At 71.8% G+C, this 17,249-nt stretch carries 15 protein-coding genes; 12 read left to right on the top strand and 3 right to left on the bottom strand.

All coding sequences use genetic code 11. The features are described 5' to 3' along the window. Nucleotides 1-57 precede the first annotated feature (57 nt). The 7 genes from arfB to M503_RS17330 all read left to right on the top strand — a co-directional run bounded on the left by arfB (nucleotide 58) and on the right by M503_RS17330 (nucleotide 5,125). Nucleotides 58-489 carry an alternative ribosome rescue aminoacyl-tRNA hydrolase ArfB gene (arfB, locus tag M503_RS0107010; protein WP_028919539.1) on the top strand — a complete coding sequence of 144 codons (432 nt, stop codon included), beginning with the start codon at nucleotides 58-60 and terminating at the stop codon, nucleotides 487-489. A gap of 1 nt (nucleotide 490) precedes the next feature. Next, a complete protein-coding gene (locus M503_RS0107005; protein ID WP_028919540.1) occupies nucleotides 491-1,108 on the top strand; it encodes a lysophospholipid acyltransferase family protein in 618 nt (205 codons plus the stop codon). A gap of 12 nt (nucleotides 1,109-1,120) precedes the next feature. Further along, nucleotides 1,121-2,548 carry a cryptochrome/photolyase family protein gene (locus M503_RS0107000; RefSeq protein ID WP_028919541.1) on the top strand — a complete coding sequence of 476 codons (1,428 nt, stop codon included), beginning with the start codon at nucleotides 1,121-1,123 and terminating at the stop codon, nucleotides 2,546-2,548. An 80-nt stretch (nucleotides 2,549-2,628) separates the two neighbouring features. Then, a complete protein-coding gene (locus M503_RS0106995) occupies nucleotides 2,629-3,753 on the top strand; it encodes a PQQ-dependent sugar dehydrogenase (protein WP_028919542.1) in 1,125 nt (374 codons plus the stop codon). Nucleotides 3,754-3,764: 11 nt separating this feature from the next. After that, on the top strand, nucleotides 3,765-4,145 hold the full coding sequence (locus M503_RS0106990; protein WP_028919543.1) for a VOC family protein: 381 nt from the start codon (nucleotides 3,765-3,767) through the stop codon (nucleotides 4,143-4,145). A gap of 100 nt (nucleotides 4,146-4,245) precedes the next feature. Then, on the top strand, nucleotides 4,246-4,887 hold the full coding sequence (gene lepB, locus M503_RS0106985) for a signal peptidase I (protein ID WP_028919544.1): 642 nt from the start codon (nucleotides 4,246-4,248) through the stop codon (nucleotides 4,885-4,887). Between the two features lie 82 nt (nucleotides 4,888-4,969). After that, a complete protein-coding gene (locus M503_RS17330) occupies nucleotides 4,970-5,125 on the top strand; it encodes a hypothetical protein (RefSeq protein WP_155951987.1) in 156 nt (51 codons plus the stop codon). Nucleotides 5,126-5,200: 75 nt separating this feature from the next. On the opposite strand, the gene M503_RS0106980 is transcribed toward M503_RS17330, so the two are convergent. Then, the gene (locus tag M503_RS0106980; RefSeq protein WP_028928166.1) at nucleotides 5,201-6,163 is read right to left on the bottom strand and encodes a LysR family transcriptional regulator; all 963 of its coding nucleotides are present in this window, start codon (nucleotides 6,161-6,163) and stop codon (nucleotides 5,201-5,203) included. A 116-nt stretch (nucleotides 6,164-6,279) separates the two neighbouring features. Between M503_RS0106980 and aceB the strand changes: the two genes are divergently transcribed. From aceB to M503_RS0106960, 4 genes are all read left to right on the top strand, one after another. After that, nucleotides 6,280-7,962 (top strand): malate synthase A, encoded by a 1,683-nt coding sequence (gene aceB / locus M503_RS0106975; protein ID WP_028928165.1) that lies wholly within the window; start codon nucleotides 6,280-6,282, stop codon nucleotides 7,960-7,962. A 76-nt stretch (nucleotides 7,963-8,038) separates the two neighbouring features. Beyond that, nucleotides 8,039-9,334 carry an isocitrate lyase gene (aceA, locus tag M503_RS0106970; RefSeq protein WP_028928164.1) on the top strand — a complete coding sequence of 432 codons (1,296 nt, stop codon included), beginning with the start codon at nucleotides 8,039-8,041 and terminating at the stop codon, nucleotides 9,332-9,334. Nucleotides 9,335-9,692: 358 nt separating this feature from the next. Next, nucleotides 9,693-10,733: a GGDEF domain-containing protein gene (locus M503_RS0106965; RefSeq protein WP_028928163.1), complete on the top strand. Its 1,041-nt coding sequence runs from the start codon at nucleotides 9,693-9,695 to the stop codon at nucleotides 10,731-10,733. 12 nt (nucleotides 10,734-10,745) lie between these two features. Continuing rightward, on the top strand, nucleotides 10,746-13,361 hold the full coding sequence (locus M503_RS0106960; protein WP_028928162.1) for a putative peptide modification system cyclase: 2,616 nt from the start codon (nucleotides 10,746-10,748) through the stop codon (nucleotides 13,359-13,361). Here the strand turns inward: M503_RS0106960 and M503_RS0106955 are convergent. Next, the gene (locus tag M503_RS0106955; protein WP_028919549.1) at nucleotides 13,316-13,654 is read right to left on the bottom strand and encodes an NHLP-related RiPP peptide; all 339 of its coding nucleotides are present in this window, start codon (nucleotides 13,652-13,654) and stop codon (nucleotides 13,316-13,318) included. The two genes, M503_RS0106960 and M503_RS0106955, sit on opposite strands and share 46 nt — an antisense overlap. 172 nt (nucleotides 13,655-13,826) lie before the next feature. Here M503_RS0106955 and M503_RS0106950 point away from each other — a divergent pair, with 172 nt between their 5' ends. Continuing rightward, a complete protein-coding gene (locus tag M503_RS0106950) occupies nucleotides 13,827-14,990 on the top strand; it encodes a putative peptide maturation dehydrogenase (RefSeq protein WP_028928161.1) in 1,164 nt (387 codons plus the stop codon). Nucleotides 14,991-15,061: 71 nt separating this feature from the next. On the opposite strand, the gene M503_RS0106945 is transcribed toward M503_RS0106950, so the two are convergent. Continuing rightward, on the bottom strand, nucleotides 15,062-17,134 hold the full coding sequence (locus M503_RS0106945; protein ID WP_028928160.1) for a S9 family peptidase: 2,073 nt from the start codon (nucleotides 17,132-17,134) through the stop codon (nucleotides 15,062-15,064). Nucleotides 17,135-17,249 lie beyond the last annotated feature (115 nt).

The raw sequence follows: 17,249 nt of genomic DNA, 5'->3' as shown, positions 1-17,249 counted from the left end.
TCCTTGGCCATGGGCCGGGCACGGCGGGATGCCGCCCGGCTCCCGTACAATCCTGCCATGCCCGCGGACGCCATCCAGGTCACCCCTACGCTGGCGATCCCGGAAGCGGAGATCGTCGAGCGTTTCGTGCGCGCCAGCGGCGCCGGCGGGCAGAACGTGAACAAGGTCTCCAGCGCGGTCGAGCTGCGTTTCGACATCGCCGGTTCGCCCTCGCTGCCGGAGCCGCTGCGCGAACGCCTGCTCGCCCGCCGCGACCGCCGGCTGACCGACGACGGCGTGCTGGTGATCGACGCGCAGCGCTTCCGCACCCAGGACCGCAACCGCCAGGACGCGCGCGAGCGGCTGGCCGCGTTCATTGCCGCCGGCCTGGCCGTGCCGAAGCGGCGCATCGAAACCAAACCGACCCGCGCGTCCAGGCAGCGCCGGCTGCAGGGCAAGCGCGAACGCGCCGAGATCAAGCGCGGGCGCAGCACGCGCAACTGGGACTGACATGAGCGAAGACGTTTCCCTGCTGCCGGAAATCCCGGCGGAGATGCCGCAGCTGCCGCCGCGCTACCGTTTCAGCCGCTGGCTCGGCCGCACCGTGCTGCGCCTGGGCGGCTGGCGCGTGGTCGGCACCATCCCGCCGGTGTCGCGACTGGTGGTGATCGCCGCGCCGCACTCGTCCAACTGGGACGGGATCTGGGGCATGGCCGCGAAGATGGCGCTGGGGGTGGACATCCGCGTGCTCGGCAAGGCCCAGCTGTTCTGGTGGCCGCTGTCGATCGTGCTGCACCGGCTCGGCGTGATCCCGGTGGACCGCAGCCGTCCGCAGGGCATTGTCGAGCAGGCCACCGAACTGGTGCGCAACAGCCAGCGGATGTGGTTCGTGGTCGCGCCGGAAGGCACGCGCAGCCCGGTCAAGGAATGGAAGCGCGGCTTCTGGAAGATCGCCGACGGCGCGCAGGTGCCAGTGCTGATGACTTACTTCCACTACCCGGAACGGATCATCGGCTTCGGCCCGCTGTTCCACACCACCGGCGACATGGAGGCGGACATGGCCGCGGTGCGCGAGTGGTACCGCCCGTGGCAGGGCAAGAACCGCGGGACCGGATACGAGGCCGGGTAACGGAGCACGCGCATGGCGGCCGCCCTGGTCTGGTTCCGCGACGACCTGCGCCTGGACGACCAGCCGGCCCTGCGTGCCGCGCTCGACCGTGGCTGGCTGCCGATCCCCGTCTACATCCACGCGCCTGCCGAGGAAGGCGAATGGGCGCCGGGCGCCGCGTCCGAAGCGTGGCGGCGGCGCTCGCTGGCCGCGCTGGCGGCGGAACTCGAGCGCCGCGGCTCGCGCCTGGTCCTGCTGCACGGCCCGACCCTGGGCACGCTGCAGGCGCTGGCCGCGCTCACCGGCGCCGAGGCGGTGCTGTGGACGCGCCGCTACGAGCCGGCAGTCGAACAACGCGACGCGCGGATCAAGCGCGCGTTGCGCGAAGCCCGCCTGCATGCGGAGAGCTTCAACGGCGCGCTGCTGTTCGAGCCCTGGGACGTGGCGACGAAGCAGGGCGATCCGTACCGCGTGTACACGCCGTTCTGGAAGGCGGCGCGCGCGGCCTGGCGCACGCCGCGGCTCTGGGATGCACCGGCAAGGCTGCCGTCGCCGGACGAGGCCGGCGCGCCGCACGGGGTCGAGCTCGATGGCGTGATCGCGGCGCCACGGCCGGCGTGGGACGCGGGCTTCTGGCAACGCTTCACTCCGGGCGAAGCCGGCGCGCGGCAGGCGCTGGCGAAGTTCGTCGCACAGGTGCTGGACGGCTACGCCGATGCGCGCGACCGCGCCGACCTGGAAGGCACCTCGCGGCTGTCGCCGCACCTGCATTTCGGCGAGGTCTCGGTGGCGCGCGTTGCCGGCGCGGTGCTGGAGGCCACCAGTGGCGATCCGGCCGGGCGCGAACGCTTCCTCGCCGAACTGGGCTGGCGCGAGTTCGCCCACCACGTGCTGCACCACCATCCGCATGCGGCCGACCAGGACCTCGACCCGCGCTTCGCCGGCTTCCAGTGGGCGCCGCCATCGCCGGCGCGGCTGGAGGCGTGGCGCCGCGGCCGCACCGGCGTGCCGATCATCGACGCCGGCATGCGCGAGCTGTGGCATACCGGCTGGATGCACAACCGCGTGCGCATGATCGTCGCCAGCTGGCTCACCAAGCACCTGCGCGTGCACTGGCGACACGGCGCGCGCTGGTTCTGGGACACGCTGGTCGACGCCGACCTGGCCAACAACACCCAGGGCTGGCAGTGGACCGCTGGCACCGGCGTGGACGCGGCGCCGTACTTCCGCGTGTTCAACCCGGTGCTGCAGGCGCGCCGCTTCGATCCGGACGGCGCCTACATCGCGCGCTGGGTGCCGGAACTGGCGGCACTGCCGGCCGCGACGCGCTTCGCGCCGTGGGAGCATCCGGAGCTGCTGCGCCGCTTCGCACCGGATTACCCGTCGCGACCGCAGGTCGAGCTGGCCGCCGGCAGGCAGGACGCGCTGGACGCGTTCGCCCGGCTGCGCGAACGCCGCTGAGCGCGCCGCGCGTCGCGCTCACGACGCGCTTACCCGCAGCAGGTAGCATCCGTGCGTCTTCAACTTCCGGGATGCCCACCATGCGCACCTCCGTCCTGACCGCTTCCGTTTCCGCCCTGCTGCTGGCCATCGCCACCACCGTGCAGGCGCAGCCGGCGCCGGCCGCCAAGCCCTTCGTCGAGCAGGAAGTCGCGCGTTTCGAGGAGCCCTGGGCGATGACCTTCCTGCCCGACGGCCGCCTGCTGGTCAGCGAGAAGGCCGGGCGCCTGCTGGTGGTCGATACGGAAACCGGCGGGCGCACGAAGGTCGCCGGCGTGCCCGAGGTCGCCTACGGCGGGCAGGGCGGGCTCGGCGACGTCGTGCTGCATCCGCGGTTCGCGGAGAACGGCTGGGTCTACCTCAGCTTCGCCGAGCCGGGCGAGGGCGACACCGCCGGGGCCGCGGTCGCGCGTGCGCGCCTGGACCTCGAGGCCAATGCGCTGGAGGACCTGCAGGTGATCTGGCGCCAGTTCCCCAAGGTCGCCGGCCAGGGCCACTACGGCCACCGCATCGCCTTCGACCGCGACGGCATGCTGTGGATCACCTCCAGCGAGCGGCAGAAGTTCGATCCGGCGCAGGACATGGGTTCGAACATGGGCAAGATCGTGCGCCTGCGCGACGACGGCAGCGTGCCGCCGGACAACCCGTTCGCCGGGCAGGGCGAGATCGCCGCCCAGGTGTGGTCGCTGGGCCACCGCAACATGCTCGGCATCGCCTTCGACGGCGATGGCCGGCTGTGGGTGCACGAGATGGGTCCGAAGGGCGGCGACGAACTCAACCTGATCGAAAAGGGCGTCAACTACGGCTATCCGATCGTCTCCGAGGGCGACCACTACGACGGCAAGCCGATCCCGGACCACTCGACCCAGCCGCAGTACCGTGCGCCGGTGGTGAGCTGGACGCCGGTGATCTCGCCGGCCGGCTTCGTCATCTACAGCGGCGACCGTTACCCGGGCTGGACCGGCAGCGGCCTGATCGGCGGCCTGTCCTCGCAGAGCCTGGTGCGGGTGGCCTTCGACGGTGACCGCGCGCGCGAGGCCGAGCGCTTCGACATGGGCACGCGCATCCGCGAGGTCGAGCAGGGCCCGGACGGCACGATCTGGCTGCTGGAAGACGGCACCCGCGGCGCGCAGGGCCGGCTGTTCCGGCTCGAGCCGCGTTCCTGACGGCGGCGGGCATGGACACCGGCAATGGCGTGCACGGCATCCGCCAGGTCGCGGTGACCGTGGCGGACGTCGACCTTGCCCTGGGCTTCTACCGCGACGTGCTCGGGCTGCCGGTCCTGTTCCGCGCCGGGCCCGGGCTGGCCTTCCTCGATGCCGACGGGGTGCGGATCATGCTGACCACGCCGCAGGGCGCCGGCGCCGTGGGTGCCAACTCGATCCTGTACTTCCGCGTGCACGACATCGTCGCCACCCATGCGGCGATGCTGGCCCGCGGGGCCACGGGCGAGCGCGAGCCGCAGCTGGCCGCGCGCATGCCCGACCACGAGCTGTGGACCGCGTTCCTGCGCGATCCGGACGGCAACCTCGTCGGACTGGTGGAAGAGGTGCGCTAGCGCGGGCCGGCGGCGACGGCTCCGGGGGCCCTGCCATCGGTCATATGGATCGGCGGGCGGGGCGGCGCTAGCGTGGGCCCTGGAACCCCGGAGGCCGGCGATGGAAACAACGCAGACGAAGGATGGCGGAACCCGCGCGTTCCGCGTGCGCTCGTGGCTGCGCCGCGAGGCGCTGCCGATCGTGGCGATGCTGCTCCTGCTGGGCACCGCGCGCGCCTCGTTCGCCAACCACTACTACGTACCCAGCGGCTCGATGCAGCCGACCCTGGCGCCGGGCGACCGGGTGGTGGTCGACATGAGCGCCTACGGGCTGCGGGTGCCGTTCACCCGGATGGTGCTGCTGGAGCGCGACGTGCCGCAGCGCGGCGACGTGGCCGTGTTCGACTCGCCGGGTGACGGCGCGCGCCTGATCAAGCGCGTGGTCGCCGTGGCCGGCGACCGCGTGGTGCTGCGTAACGGCCGCCTGACCATCAACGGCCAGCCGCTGGCGGCCGACGCCGAGCGCGGCGAGGGTCCGGAAATGTTCGGCGCGCGCACTGCCTGGCTCGACCTGGCCGATGGTGGCGGTCCCGACATCCCCGGCGTGGTGGTGCCCGAGGGCAAGGTGCTGGTGCTGGGCGACCACCGCGGCGACAGCCTCGACGGCCGCTACTTCGGCTTCGTCGATGCCGACGCGATCTACGGCCGCGCGGTGGCGGTGTACTGGCGCCGCGGCGAGGGCCTGGGCTGGCAGCGGCTCTGACCCGGCTGGCCCGGCGTCGCCGGAACCGCCGTTGATCCTGGAGCCGGCGCGCGCCGGCCAGGACGCGACGAGAGGAGGACCCATGGCCAGCCCGCCCAGGAAAGCCGCCCCGGCCGGCGACAGGCCGGCGGCACGGCGCCGGACCTACGAGTACGACCACCACTACGGCCTCCGCCTCGACGGCAAGGCAACGCCGCCGGAGAAGAAGCCGGCTCCCGCGCCGAAGAAGGAAACCTGACCGCCCGGGCCGGCGGCCTGTGGCACGACACGGCCGACCGGGGCGCTGCCCGGCGCGGCGTCGCCACACGCGGACCTAGCGCTCCGAATGCCCCGCCTGGTCGTACTCGCGCGGGGCCAGCAGGTCGGGCTTGATCAGGGCGATGAAGGCGCGCGCCTGCGGCGACAGCACGCGGCCCTTGCGCACTACCACGCCGTAGCTGCGCGAGGGGAAGAACGCCGACAGCGAGCGCGAGGCCAGGCGGTCGCGGTCGCCTTCGCCCAGGCAGATCGACGGCACGATCGAGATGCCCATGCCCATCGCCACGTACTGCTTGATCACGTCCCAGCCGCTGACCTCCAGCGCCACCGTGTACGGCACCCGGTTCTGCTGCAGCACCAGGTCGACCAGGCGCCAGGTGATCTGCCGCTTCGGCGGCAGGATCAGCGGGTACTCGGCCAGGTCGGCCAGCTCCAGCCGCGGCTTGCGCAACAGCGGATGGCCGGGCGGGGCGACCAGCAGCTGCTCGAAGCGGTAGGCGGCCTCGTAGCTGAGGTCGGCCGGGACGTCGAGCAGGGTGCCGACCACCAGGTCCACCGCGTCCTCGCGGAGCAGCTCGGTGCCTTCGCCGGTGACCACGTTGTGCAGGGCCAGGCGCACCTCGGGGTGGCGGGCGCGGAAGGCCTCCACGATCTTCGGCAGCAGGTAGAGGATGGTCGAGCTGTTGGCGGCGATCTTCAGCTCGCCGGCCTCCAGGCCGCGGACCCGCTCCTGGAAGTCCGCCTCCAGCCTGTCCAGCTGTTCGACCAGGGGCAGGGCCATCTCGTACAGGACCTCGCCCTCGCGGGTGGGGGTCAGGCGCCGGCCGTTGCGCTCCAGCAGGCGCACGCCCAGGTCCCGTTCCAGCGCCTGCAACTGCAGGGTGATCGCCGGCTGGCTGACGAAAAGCGCGTCAGCGGCCCGCGAGACCGACCCCAGCCGGACCGTCTGGCAGAACGCGCGCAGCGGCTTCAGCTTGTCGGATTTGTAGGGAAATCGCGGACTTGCGGACGGCGCCATGGGATGGTTGTGCAAGCCTATTAGCTGATCTTATGAATTACATTGCAATATCTTAGTTGTCAAATACTTTGACGCGGCGCAGCGTGGGCATCCGTACCGAGCAGTAGGAGCCCGCCATGTCCGCCACCGCCAGTGCCATCCCGACCCCGATCCGCCCGGCCAGCCGTGCCGCCGACGTCGCCACCCCGCGCGCCGCCGGCCTCAGCCTGACCGAGCGCGTCGCCGGGCAGGAACAGCTGCTGCCGGCTCCGCTGCTGGGCCTGCTCGTCTCGCTGCACCGTGCGATCGAGCCGGAGCGCCGCGCGCGCCTGGCCGCCCGCCGCGAGCGCCAGGCCTTCTTCGACGCCGGCGGCCTGCCGGACTTCCGCGCCGACACCGCCGCGATCCGCGCCGACGACTGGAAGGTCGCGCCGATCCCGGCCGCGCTGCAGGACCGCCGCGTGGAGATCACCGGCCCGGTCGACCCGAAGATGGTGATCAACGCGCTGAACTCCGGCGCCAACTGCTACATGGCCGACTTCGAGGACTCGACCTCGCCGACCTGGCGCAACCTGCTGGCCGGCCAGCGCGCCCTGGCGGGCGCGGTCGAGGGCACGCTGAGCTTCGACGCCGACAGCGGCAAGCAGTACCGCCTGCGCCCGTACGACGAGCGCGCCGTGCTGATCGTGCGCCCGCGCGGCTGGCACCTGGACGAGAAGCACGTGCGCGTCGACGGCGAGCCGATCGCCGGCGGCCTGTTCGACATGGCGGTGTTCGCGTTCCACAACGCGCGCACGCTGATGGCCAACGACCGCGGCCCGTACTTCTACCTGCCGAAGCTGCAGTCGATGGAAGAAGCGGCGCTGTGGGAAGCGGCGCTGTCGCACGTGGAGGCCTTCCTCGGCCTGCCGCACGGGCAGATGAAGGTCACGGTGCTGATCGAGACCCTGCCGGCCGTGTTCGAGATGGACGAGATCCTGTACGCGCTGAAGGACCGCATCGTCGGCCTGAACTGCGGCCGCTGGGACTACATCTTCTCGTACCTGAAGACCTTCCGCGCCCACGCCGACAAGGTCCTGCCGGAGCGCGGCCAGGTGACCATGACCCAGCCGTTCCTGAAGGCCTACTCGGAGCTGCTGATCCGCACCTGCCACCGCCGCGGCGCCCACGCCATGGGCGGCATGGCCGCGCAGATCCCGATCGCCCACGACGAGGCCGCCAACGAGCAGGCCCTGGCCCGGGTCCGCGCCGACAAGCTGCGCGAGGTCACCGCCGGCCACGACGGCACCTGGGTCGCGCACCCGGCGCTGATCCCGGTGGCGCGCGCGGTGTTCGACGCGCACATGCCGACCCCGAACCAGCACCACGTGCTGCGCGAGGACGTGCAGGTCAGCCGCGACGACCTGGTCCGCCCGTGCGAGGGCACGATCACCCGCGAGGGCTTCGAGAACAACGTCGAGGTCTGCGTCCGCTACATGGCCTCCTGGCTGGATGGCAACGGCTGCGTGCCGATCCACTGGCTGATGGAGGACGCGGCCACCGCCGAGATCGCCCGCGCCCAGCTGTGGCAGTGGCTGCACCATTCCGACCCGCGCGGCTGCCACGCCGACGGCAGTCCGGTGCACCTGGCCGACGGCACGGTGATCGACTTCGCCCTGTTCGAACGCACCCTGGCCGCGCTGCCGGGCCGCCTCGGCGACACCGCCACCCTGCCGGGCGGCGCGCGCATCCCCGAGGCCATCGCCCTGCTCGACGAACTGACCCGCGCCTGCCAGCTGGTCGAGTTCCTGACCCTGCCGGCCTACGCCCGCATCGACTGATCCGCGCCCGGCCCGGGTGCCCGGGCCGCGCATCCAGCCATAGCCGCAGCAACACGACGTCCCACGGAGAAGCACCATGAGCACGCTGAAGACCGCCGAGCAGATCCAGCACGAATGGAACACCGACCCGCGCTGGGCCGGCATCACCCGCAACTACACCGCCGAGGACGTGGTCCGCCTGCGCGGCACCATTCCGGTCGAGCATTCGATCGCGAAGATCGGCGCGGAGAAGCTGTGGCGCTACCTGCACGAGCTGGACTTCGTCAACGCGCTCGGCGCGCTCACCGGCAACCAGGCCATGCAGCAGGTCAAGGCCGGCCTGAAGGCCATCTACCTGTCCGGCTGGCAGGTCGCCGCCGACGCCAACCTGGCCGGGCAGATGTACCCGGACCAGTCGCTGTACCCGGCCGACTCGGTGCCGGCGGTGGTCAAGCGCATCAACAACGCGCTGCTGCGCGCCGACCAGCTGCATCACGCCGAGGGCGACGACAGCATCGACTTCCTGCAGCCGATCGTGGCCGACGCCGAGGCCGGCTTCGGCGGCGTGCTCAACGCCTTCGAGCTGATGAAGGCGATGATCGAGGCCGGCGCGGCCGGCGTGCACTTCGAGGACCAGCTGGCCTCGGTGAAGAAGTGCGGCCACATGGGCGGCAAGGTGCTGGTGCCGACCCGCGAGGCGGTGGAGAAGCTCAACGCCGCGCGCCTGGCCGCCGACGTGATGGGCGTGCCGACCATCCTGGTCGCCCGCACCGACGCCGAGGCCGCCGACCTGCTGACTTCGGACATCGACGAGAACGACCGGCCGTTCTGCACCGGCGAGCGCACCGTCGAGGGCTTCTACCGGGTGAAGAACGGCCTGGAGCAGTCGATCGCCCGCGGCCTGGCCTACGCCCCGTACGCCGACCTGGTGTGGTGCGAGACCGGCAAGCCGGACCTGGAGTTCGCCCGCAAGTTCGCCGAGGCGATCCACGCCAAGTACCCGGGCAAGATGCTGGCCTACAACTGCTCGCCGAGCTTCAACTGGAAGAAGAACCTGGACGACGCGACCATCGCGAAGTTCCAGAAGGAGATCGCCAGCTACGGCTACAAGTTCCAGTTCATCACCCTGGCCGGCTTCCACGCCCTGAACTACTCGATGTTCAACCTGGCCCACGGCTATGCCCGCCGCCAGATGAGCGCCTTCGTCGAGCTGCAGGAGGCCGAGTTCGCCGCCGCCGAGAAGGGCTTCACCGCGGTCAAGCACCAGCGCGAGGTCGGCACCGGCTATTTCGACGCGGTGACCCAGACCATCCAGCAGGGCCAGTCCTCGACCACCGCGCTGAAGGGCTCGACCGAGGAAGAGCAGTTCCAGGACAAGAAGGCCGCGGCCTGATCCCGGTCCAAGGGGGCGGCCGGTCCTTGGGGGAGGACCGGTCGCCCCTGCGGTTGCGCCGGGAGAGGGGGCGCAACCGCGTCTGTCCACGGCCGCGGCCCTGCCGCGGCCGTTTTTCTGCCGGTTTCCGTCTTATGCAGGGTGAGGCCGGCACTGCCGGCGCCTTGGCAGGGCACCCATGCAGCGTTTCCAGAATCCCCGCACGCGCGTGCCGGAGAGGCGCCGCGGCGCGCCGCCGGCCCCGGTCCTGGCCCATCCCCGGGCCCGCCAGGCCGCCGCCTTGGCCGCCCTGACCCCCGCCCGCCGCGATGCTATACTCGGCGTTCACCTGGGGGGGGCCGGGTCAGGGAGCCGCGGGATGTCCAGTGAGGGCGTGGCGCGCAAAATCCGCCAGACAGTGGAGCAGGAAGCACCCGGTGGCGGCAACGCCACCCTGTCGGCGTGCGAAGCCGGACTGTTCGCCGCGGTCGGCCGCGAGCGGGCGATGCGGGCCGGCGAGCGCCTGTTCCGCCGCGGCGACCCCGGCGAACTCATGTATGTCATCGCCAGCGGCCGGGTCGAACTGGACTTCGGCAACGACCTGGCGACCAAGCAGCTGGGCCCCCAGGAATTCTTCGGCGAGCTTGGCCTGCTGATCGGCGAGCACACCCGCAGCGCCGACGCGGTCTGCATCCAGGACGGGCGCCTGTACGAACTGGGCCAGGGCGAGTTCCAGCAGCTGGTCGACCGTGACCCGGCGCTGGTCGCGCAGTTCCTGCGCCGCTCCATCACCCGCGTGGTGCTCAACGAGCAGGGCCTGATCCGCCAGCTGCGGCGCCGCAACCAGGACCTGGAAACGGCCCTCGACAACCTCTACGCCACTACCCACCAGCTCAACCAGACCGAGGAGCTGATCCGCACCGACGAGCTCACCGGCCTGTACAACCGCCGCGGCCTGACCCTGCACGTGCAGGAATGCCTCCGGCTGGGCATGGACAAGCCGATGGGCCTGGTGCTGGTGGACTGCGACCGCTTCAAGCAGGTCAACGACGACCACGGCCACCTGGTCGGCGACCGCGTGCTGCAGAACGTGGCCGGCATCCTGCGTTCGGTCGCCGGCGCCGAGGACGTGCCCTGCCGGCTCGGCGGCGACGAGTTCTGCCTGCTGGTCTCGGCGCAGGGCCGCGACGAGGTCATGCGCTACGCCGAGTTCATCGTCTCCACCACGCGCAGCCTGCTGAAGCTGCAGCAGGCGGTGCCGACGATCTGCCCGGTCAGCGTCGGCGCCTGCCTGGTCGAGCCGGAACGCGACTGGAACGACTGGTACGCACGCGCCGATGCCGCCCTCTACGAGGCCAAGCGCCTGGGCGGGAACCGCGCGTTCTGGATGGACGAAACCCCACCGCCCGCGATGGCATGAGGGCGGACGCCGATGGATGGCCAGCCGCACCATCACGACACCGATTCCCCGCAGCTGCGGACCCTGCTGCTGACCGACCTGTGCGAATCCACGCAGCTGGTCGAGCGGCTGGGTGATTCGGCGGCCGCGGCGCTGTTCCGCGACCACGACCGGCTGGTGCTGGAACTGCAGCACCGCTGGCGCGGCCGCCTGATCGACCGTTCCGACGGCATGCTGCTGCTGTTCGAGCGCCCGCTCGACGGCCTCGGCTTCGCCCTGGACTACCGCCGCGGCCTGGACGCGCTGGGCCAGGCGCACCGCGTCGGCCCGCTGCTGGCGCGCTCCGGCCTGCACGTCGGCGAGCTGCTGGTGTGGCGCAACAGCGAGGAAGCGGTCAGCGCCGGCGCCAAGCCGGTGGAGGTCGAAGGCCTGGCCAAGCCGTTCGCCGCGCGGCTGATGCAGCTGGCCCGGCCCGGGCAGATCCTGCTGTCGTCGGTGGCCGAGCCGCTGGTGCGCCGCGCCGCGCGCGAGCTGGGCGAGCGCGGCGCCACGCTGCAGTGGCGCACGCACGGGCGCTGGCATTTCAAGGGCGTGCCGGGCGTGCAGGAAGTGCACGAGGTCGGCGAGCCCGGCATGGCGCCGCTGCGCATGCCGCGCGGCGATTCCAAGGCGCGCCGCGACCTGCCGGCATGGCGGCGGCCGCTGGCGCTGGTCGCCGAAGTGGTGCTGGTGGGCGGAGTGGCCATCGGCATCTGGGCGGCGACCCGCCCGCAGCCGGCGATCGCCTTCGCCGAACGCGACTGGGTGGTGGTCGGCGACCTGCGCAACCTCACCGGCCAGACCGTGCTGGACGATTCGCTGCAGCAGGCGTTCCGGATCAGCCTGGAGCAGTCGCGCTACGTCAACGTGCTCAGCGACCTCAAGGTCCGCGACACCCTCGCGCGGATGCAGCGCGACCCGGCGACGACCAGGGTGGACCGCGCCATCGGCGCGGAAGTCGCCCAGCGCGACGGTGCGCGCCTGCTGATCCTGCCGACGGTGGCGGAGGTGGGTGGGCGCGTGCGCTTCAGCGCCGAGATCGTCGATCCGCGCACGCAGCGCACCCTGGCCGCCGAGTCGGCCGACGGCCGCGGCCTGGAATCGGCGCTGCGCTCGATCGACCAGGTCACCGCCTCGCTGCGCAACGCGATGGGCGAGAGCCTGGCCTCGATCCAGCGCGATTCGGCGCCGCTGCCGGACGTGACCACTTCCAACCTCGACGCGCTGCGCGCCTACGCGCTGGGCCAGCATGCCTTCGGCAACTCGGAGTACGAGAAGGCCGCCGGCTTCTATGCCCGCGCGGTCGAACTGGATCCCGACTTCGCCCTGGCCTACGTCGGCCTGCTGCGTTCGGCCAATGCCCAGGTCAACCGCGCCGAGGCGCTGGCCAGCCTGCGCGAGGCGATGGCGCGCAAGAACCGCCTGCCGCCGCGCGAGCAGCTGTACCTGGACGCCTGGAACGCGCAGCTGACCGCGCCGGCGGACGCGCTCGACAAGTGGCGGCAGATGAGCGAGCTGTACCCGGACTTCTTCCCCGCCTACGCCAACGTCGGCTACGGCCTGCTGTCGGCGCGGCGCTATGCCGACGCGATGGACTACGCGATGCGCGCCACCGACCCGCAGAGCGAGTTCGCGGCGCTGTCGATGGCGCTGGTCGGCCAGCTGCACCTGGGCCTGGAGAATCCGGGCAAGGCCGCCGAGGCCTTCGCCGCCGCGCAGGAAGGCGGGGTCAGGAACGCGCCGGTCGGCCGCGCGATCGCGCTGGCGGCGCGGCGCGAGTTCGATCGCGCCCACGAGGTGTGGAGCCGGCAGCCGACCCAGGACGTCGCCTATTTCGACCATGCCAGCATCCTGCTCGACCAGGGCGACTGGAATGGCGCCATCGAGGAGATGCGGCGGCAGCTGGCCGCCACCGACGCCGGCAGCGTGCGCAACCAGATCGGCCAGCTGATGCTGGCCAGCGTGCAGGTGCTGGGCGGGCAGCCGCATGCACGCGACGCGCTGCGCCAGGCGATGGAGCCGCTGCTGGCGCGCACCGGGGACGAGGCCGCCCCGCTGCCCGACGTGCTCGACTCCGCCTACGCGGTGCTCGTCGGCGCGCTGGTGGCGCAGCGCATCGGCGACACCCGCCTGTCCGGCGAGGTGCTGCGCCGGCTCAAGGGCCAGTTCCACACCAGCGGCGACCTGCCGCCGGCGAAGCTGTACCTCACCGTGCAGGCCGGGCAACGGCTGGCCGAAGGCGATGCCGCGCAGGCGATCGCGCTGCTGGAACCCGCGCTTGATGGCGCCGAACCGGTGCAGGCGCACCGCATCCTGCTGGAGGCCTATCGCGCCCGCGGCGATACCGCGCGCAGCCTGCGCGAATCGCGCTGGCTGGCCGCGCACCGCGGCCGCAGCTACGTGGAACCCGGCTGCGGCCGCTGCCAGCAGGCCTTGAACGTGTTCGACACCGTCGTCAGCCATCTCGACAGCGCCGAGCTGCTGGCGTCCTCCGCCAGGGCGAAGGACGCCGCCGCGGAACTGGAACGCTTCGACAGCGCGTGGCCGGCCGAACGCCTGCCCGACTACTTGAGGCGGCGCAGGGACGCGGTGCTGGCCGCGTTCAACTGATTCGGGGTCATGCCCACGCCCGAACCGAGCATCGCCTCCAGCGACGAGCGCGCGCTGGCGATCGCCGCCTTCGGCGCGATCCGCTCGACGCGCAGGCACACGGCCAGCCGTTCCAGCGCGGCCTCGCCGGCGGCGTCGCCCTTGGCCACCTTGTAGCCGGACGCGAGCAGCGCGGCCTTCGGGTCCTTCTTGAACAGGCGGCGGAACTCGTTGTCCGTGCCCAGCTTGTCCAGGAACTTGCGCGCCACCTTCGGATCCAGCGGCACGCTGCTGCCAGCCTTCTTCGTTGCCATGATGGTTTTCCCCAGGAACGTCCCGGAATGGGCCGCCCCCGCAATCTAGCGGCCGTGCCGGCCGCCTACAAGCAGCCGCGTTGCGGGGCAGCGGCCGATCGCGCAGGCTGTCGCGGGGTTTCCGCGGCGCTAACGCGCCTGCCGGACGGGTGACGGGGACGAGGAGGGGCGGATGCGCGTGCGGCGGTGCCGGGTGCTCTACATCGAGCCCCGCGAGGAAGTGGAATTCGACCTGGCGGACGTGCTGCGCGGCGGCGACGGCCTGGCCAGCCGCATGCGCTGGCTGGCGCTGGCGCCGCACCTGGGGCGGGAAGTGGAACTCGACGCGCGCGAGCGCGAACTGCTCGGCCGCTTGAGCGCCGAGCGCTGGGTGGACCGCGCCACGCTCGACGAGGACGCGCGCAGGGCGCTGCCGCGGCTGCTGCGCGAGGGCCTGGTGCTGGGCAGCGGCAAGCGGCATGCGGCGATGCGCGAACGCGAGGAGGCGCTGCGCGAGGTGCACTGGGATCCGCTGGCGGCAACCATGCACGCCTTCACCCGCTGGGAGGACGCCGACGCGGTGCGCTCGATGGAGGACACCGGCACGGTGACCATCGAGGAGGTGCGCGAGCTGTTCGGCGCGCCGCCACCGGAAGTACCGCTGCCCGAAGACGACACGTTGCTGCAGCTGCCGCGCGCGCCGCGCGGCGACTTCGACGCGCTGCTCGGGCGTCGCGTCACCTGCCGCAACTTCGACGCCGGAAGGCCGCTGCCACGGGCGCTGTTCGCGCAGGTACTCGAGCGCGTGTTCGCCGCCCACGGGAAGATGGAGGTCACCGGCGACACCGTGTTCCTGAAGAAGAACTGCCCGTCCGGCGGCGGCCTGCATCCGGTGGAGGCCTACCTGCTGGTGCAGAACGTCGAGGGACTGGCGCCGGGCCTGTACCACTACCACCCGGTGCGCCACGCGCTGCGGCCGCTGCCGCCGCCCGGCCTGCCGCTGGCCGGACTGGCGCTGGAGGCGGTGGCGCGGCAGTACTGGTTCGCCAACGCGCATGCGATGGCGATCCTCGCGCCGCGCTACGACCGCCACTTCTGGAAGTACCGCCGCCATCCCAAGGGCCTGCGCGTGGTCACGCTGGAGGCCGGGCATCTTTCGCAGCTGCTGTACTTGGCGGCGACCGACGCGGGACTGGCGGCCTGCATCACCGCGGCGATCAACGAACAGCCGCTGGAGCGCGCGCTGGGCCTGGATCCGCTGCGCGAAGGCGTGCTGGCGGTGTGCGGCTTCGGCTGGCGCGCCGCGACGATGGAGACGATGGAACTGGATCCGGCCGCGGCGGTCTGGCAGCCGTAACGGACACGCCGGACGCGGAAAAGAAACGGACGCCGTTGCCGGCGCCCGCCGCCCACCCAACCACGGATGGCTTACTTGCGCACGTTTGGCGTGTGGTTCTCCAGCGCCTCGGCCAGTCCCTCCACGCCTTCCGCGCCCACCGGCACGGTGGCGCTGGAACCGGCCAGGTCCTCGCCGATCGGCTGGGCGCGGCCGCCAAGGCACCTGGCCAGGAAGTTCTCCGCGATCGCGTTGAACGCCTTGTTGTTCTCCGGGCGGGCGAAGCCGTGGCCCTCGTCGGGGAACAGCACGTAGGTGACCGGGATGTTCTTCGCCTGCATCGCCTCGACGATCTGGTCGCTCTCGGCCTGCTTCACCCGCGGATCGTTGGCGCCCTGGCCGATCAGCAGCGGCCTGGTGATCTGGTCGGCGCGGGTCAGCGGTGAACGCTCGGCCAGCCAGGCGCGGCCTTCTTCGGTGCGCGGATCACCCATGCGTCGCGCCAGCTGCTCGAAGAAGCTGGCCCAGTACGGCGGCACCGTCGACAGCAGGGTGGCGAGGTTGGACGGGCCGACGATGTCCACGCCGCAGGCGAAGGTGTCCGGGGTGAAGGTCAGGCCGACCAGCGTGGCGTAGCCGCCGTAGCTGCCGCCCATGATCGCGACCTTGTCCGGCATGGTGATGCGCTGCTCCACCGCCCAGTTCACCGCATCGACGAGGTCGTCGTGCATCTTGCCGGCCCATTCGCCGTCGCCGGCGTTGGTGAACTCCTTGCCGAAGCCGGTGGAGCCGCGGTAGTTCACCAGCAGGACCGCGTAGCCGCGGTTGGCCAGCCACTGGTTCCAGCTGCTGTAGCCGTAGCCGTCGCGCGCCCACGGTCCGCCATGTACCAGCAGCACCAGCGGCACCGGCGTGTCGGCCTTGCCGTCGCCGTCGGGATCGGCCTGCGCCGGCAGGGTGAGGTAGCTGGGCAGGGTCAGGCCGTCGCGCGATTTCAGCTCCAGCGGCCACTGCGGCACCAGCGGCTTGCCGTCCAGCGCCGGGCGCGCGGAGAACAGTTTCGTCAACCTGCCCTCGGCGCCGGGCGTGCGGTCGTAGCGGTAGTACACGACCGGCGACTCGGCGGCCGAGTAGGTGACGATCCAGGTGCTGTCGTCGAGCGTGCGCGCGTTGACGCCGACCTCGCCCGGGCCGATGCCTTCGAGCACCTTGAGGTCGGCGGCCAGCGCATCGCCGACCGGCTTCCACTCGTTGCGCAGGTAGTCCACCGACACCGCCTGCAGTTCGCCGGTGCGCGGATCGGCCAGGCCGCCGCCGATGTCGGCGCGCGCGTCCTCGGCCAGCAGCGTGCGCTCGCCGCTGGCGCTGTCGACCGCGTACACGGCCGCGGTGTTGCGGTTGCGCGAATCGGCCAGGTACAGCGTGCTGCCGTCGTGGGTCAGGCCCAGCACGGTGGTGGTGAGCACGTCCTCGAACGGCACGTCGTCGGCCTGCTCCCAGCCCTTGCCGGCGCGGCGCAGGATGTCGAGGCCGCCGTCGGGGCGCGAGCGGGCGGCGAAGCGGAGGTTGTAATCGCCGTCGGCGAAGTAGCTGGCGATCTGCTGCGTGTTCTCCTCCACCAGGCTGCGGTTGCCGCTGGCCAGCTCGACCCGGTACAGGTCGTGCCACTTGGCATCTCGGTCGTTCATTCCGACCAGGATGCTGTCCGGCTGCGTCGGGCTGACGCCGACGACCTGCGCGGTGGTCTTCGCGAACGGAGTGAGGTCGCGCGCCTGGCCGGTGGCGAGGTCCACCGCGTAGAGGTGGAAGTCCTCGTCGCCGCCGGTATCGCGCAGGTACAGCAGCGTGTCGGGGCGGTACGACCAGAAGTAGTTGCGGATGCCGCGCGCCTTGTCGTCGGTGACCGCGCGCGCGGCGGAGGGATCGTTGGCCGGCGCGACCCAGACGTTCATCACGCCGTCCACCGGCGCGACCCAGCTGAGGTATTTGCCGTCGGGGCTGATCTGCACCACCGCACGCTCGGGATTGCCGAACAGCGCATCGCGCGGGATCAGTTCCACTTCCTTCGGTGCAGCGGGAGCGCTGCTGCCTTCCTCCTGCCTGCCGCTGCACGCGGCCAGGGCGAGGGCGAGGCTGGAGACAGCGAACAGGGCGGTGCGGCGCATGGCGGTGACTCCCCGGTGATGCCGGCGGCATCGGAGCGGACACGCTAGCGCGGATGCGGCGTGGACGAGGTTGCCTGCGCGTTAAACCGTGACCATGACCGATGGGGGATGAGCC

This window comes from Pseudoxanthomonas suwonensis J47 (assembly GCF_000513955.1).
Lineage (GTDB): Bacteria > Pseudomonadota > Gammaproteobacteria > Xanthomonadales > Xanthomonadaceae > Pseudoxanthomonas > Pseudoxanthomonas suwonensis_C.
Note: the sequence above shows the minus strand (reverse complement) of the source record. Positions and strands in the feature narration are given on the sequence as shown.

What these genes read in the sequence shown, in the direction of transcription:
- M503_RS0106955 (WP_028919549.1), bottom strand. Translation starts at nt 13,654, where the DNA reads ATGGCAACGAAGAAGGCTGGCAGCAGCGTGCCGCTGGATCCGAAGGTG.
- M503_RS0106980 (WP_028928166.1), bottom strand. Translation starts at nt 6,163, where the DNA reads ATGGCGCCGTCCGCAAGTCCGCGATTTCCCTACAAATCCGACAAGCTG.
- M503_RS0106950 (WP_028928161.1), top strand. Translation starts at nt 13,827, where the DNA reads ATGCGCGTGCGGCGGTGCCGGGTGCTCTACATCGAGCCCCGCGAGGAA.
- aceA (WP_028928164.1), top strand. Translation starts at nt 8,039, where the DNA reads ATGAGCACGCTGAAGACCGCCGAGCAGATCCAGCACGAATGGAACACC.
- M503_RS0107005 (WP_028919540.1), top strand. Translation starts at nt 491, where the DNA reads ATGAGCGAAGACGTTTCCCTGCTGCCGGAAATCCCGGCGGAGATGCCG.
- M503_RS17330 (WP_155951987.1), top strand. Translation starts at nt 4,970, where the DNA reads ATGGCCAGCCCGCCCAGGAAAGCCGCCCCGGCCGGCGACAGGCCGGCG.
- arfB (WP_028919539.1), top strand. Translation starts at nt 58, where the DNA reads ATGCCCGCGGACGCCATCCAGGTCACCCCTACGCTGGCGATCCCGGAA.
- M503_RS0106965 (WP_028928163.1), top strand. Translation starts at nt 9,693, where the DNA reads ATGTCCAGTGAGGGCGTGGCGCGCAAAATCCGCCAGACAGTGGAGCAG.
- M503_RS0107000 (WP_028919541.1), top strand. Translation starts at nt 1,121, where the DNA reads ATGGCGGCCGCCCTGGTCTGGTTCCGCGACGACCTGCGCCTGGACGAC.
- M503_RS0106995 (WP_028919542.1), top strand. Translation starts at nt 2,629, where the DNA reads ATGCGCACCTCCGTCCTGACCGCTTCCGTTTCCGCCCTGCTGCTGGCC.
- M503_RS0106990 (WP_028919543.1), top strand. Translation starts at nt 3,765, where the DNA reads ATGGACACCGGCAATGGCGTGCACGGCATCCGCCAGGTCGCGGTGACC.
- aceB (WP_028928165.1), top strand. Translation starts at nt 6,280, where the DNA reads ATGTCCGCCACCGCCAGTGCCATCCCGACCCCGATCCGCCCGGCCAGC.
- M503_RS0106960 (WP_028928162.1), top strand. Translation starts at nt 10,746, where the DNA reads ATGGATGGCCAGCCGCACCATCACGACACCGATTCCCCGCAGCTGCGG.
- lepB (WP_028919544.1), top strand. Translation starts at nt 4,246, where the DNA reads ATGGAAACAACGCAGACGAAGGATGGCGGAACCCGCGCGTTCCGCGTG.
- M503_RS0106945 (WP_028928160.1), bottom strand. Translation starts at nt 17,134, where the DNA reads ATGCGCCGCACCGCCCTGTTCGCTGTCTCCAGCCTCGCCCTCGCCCTG.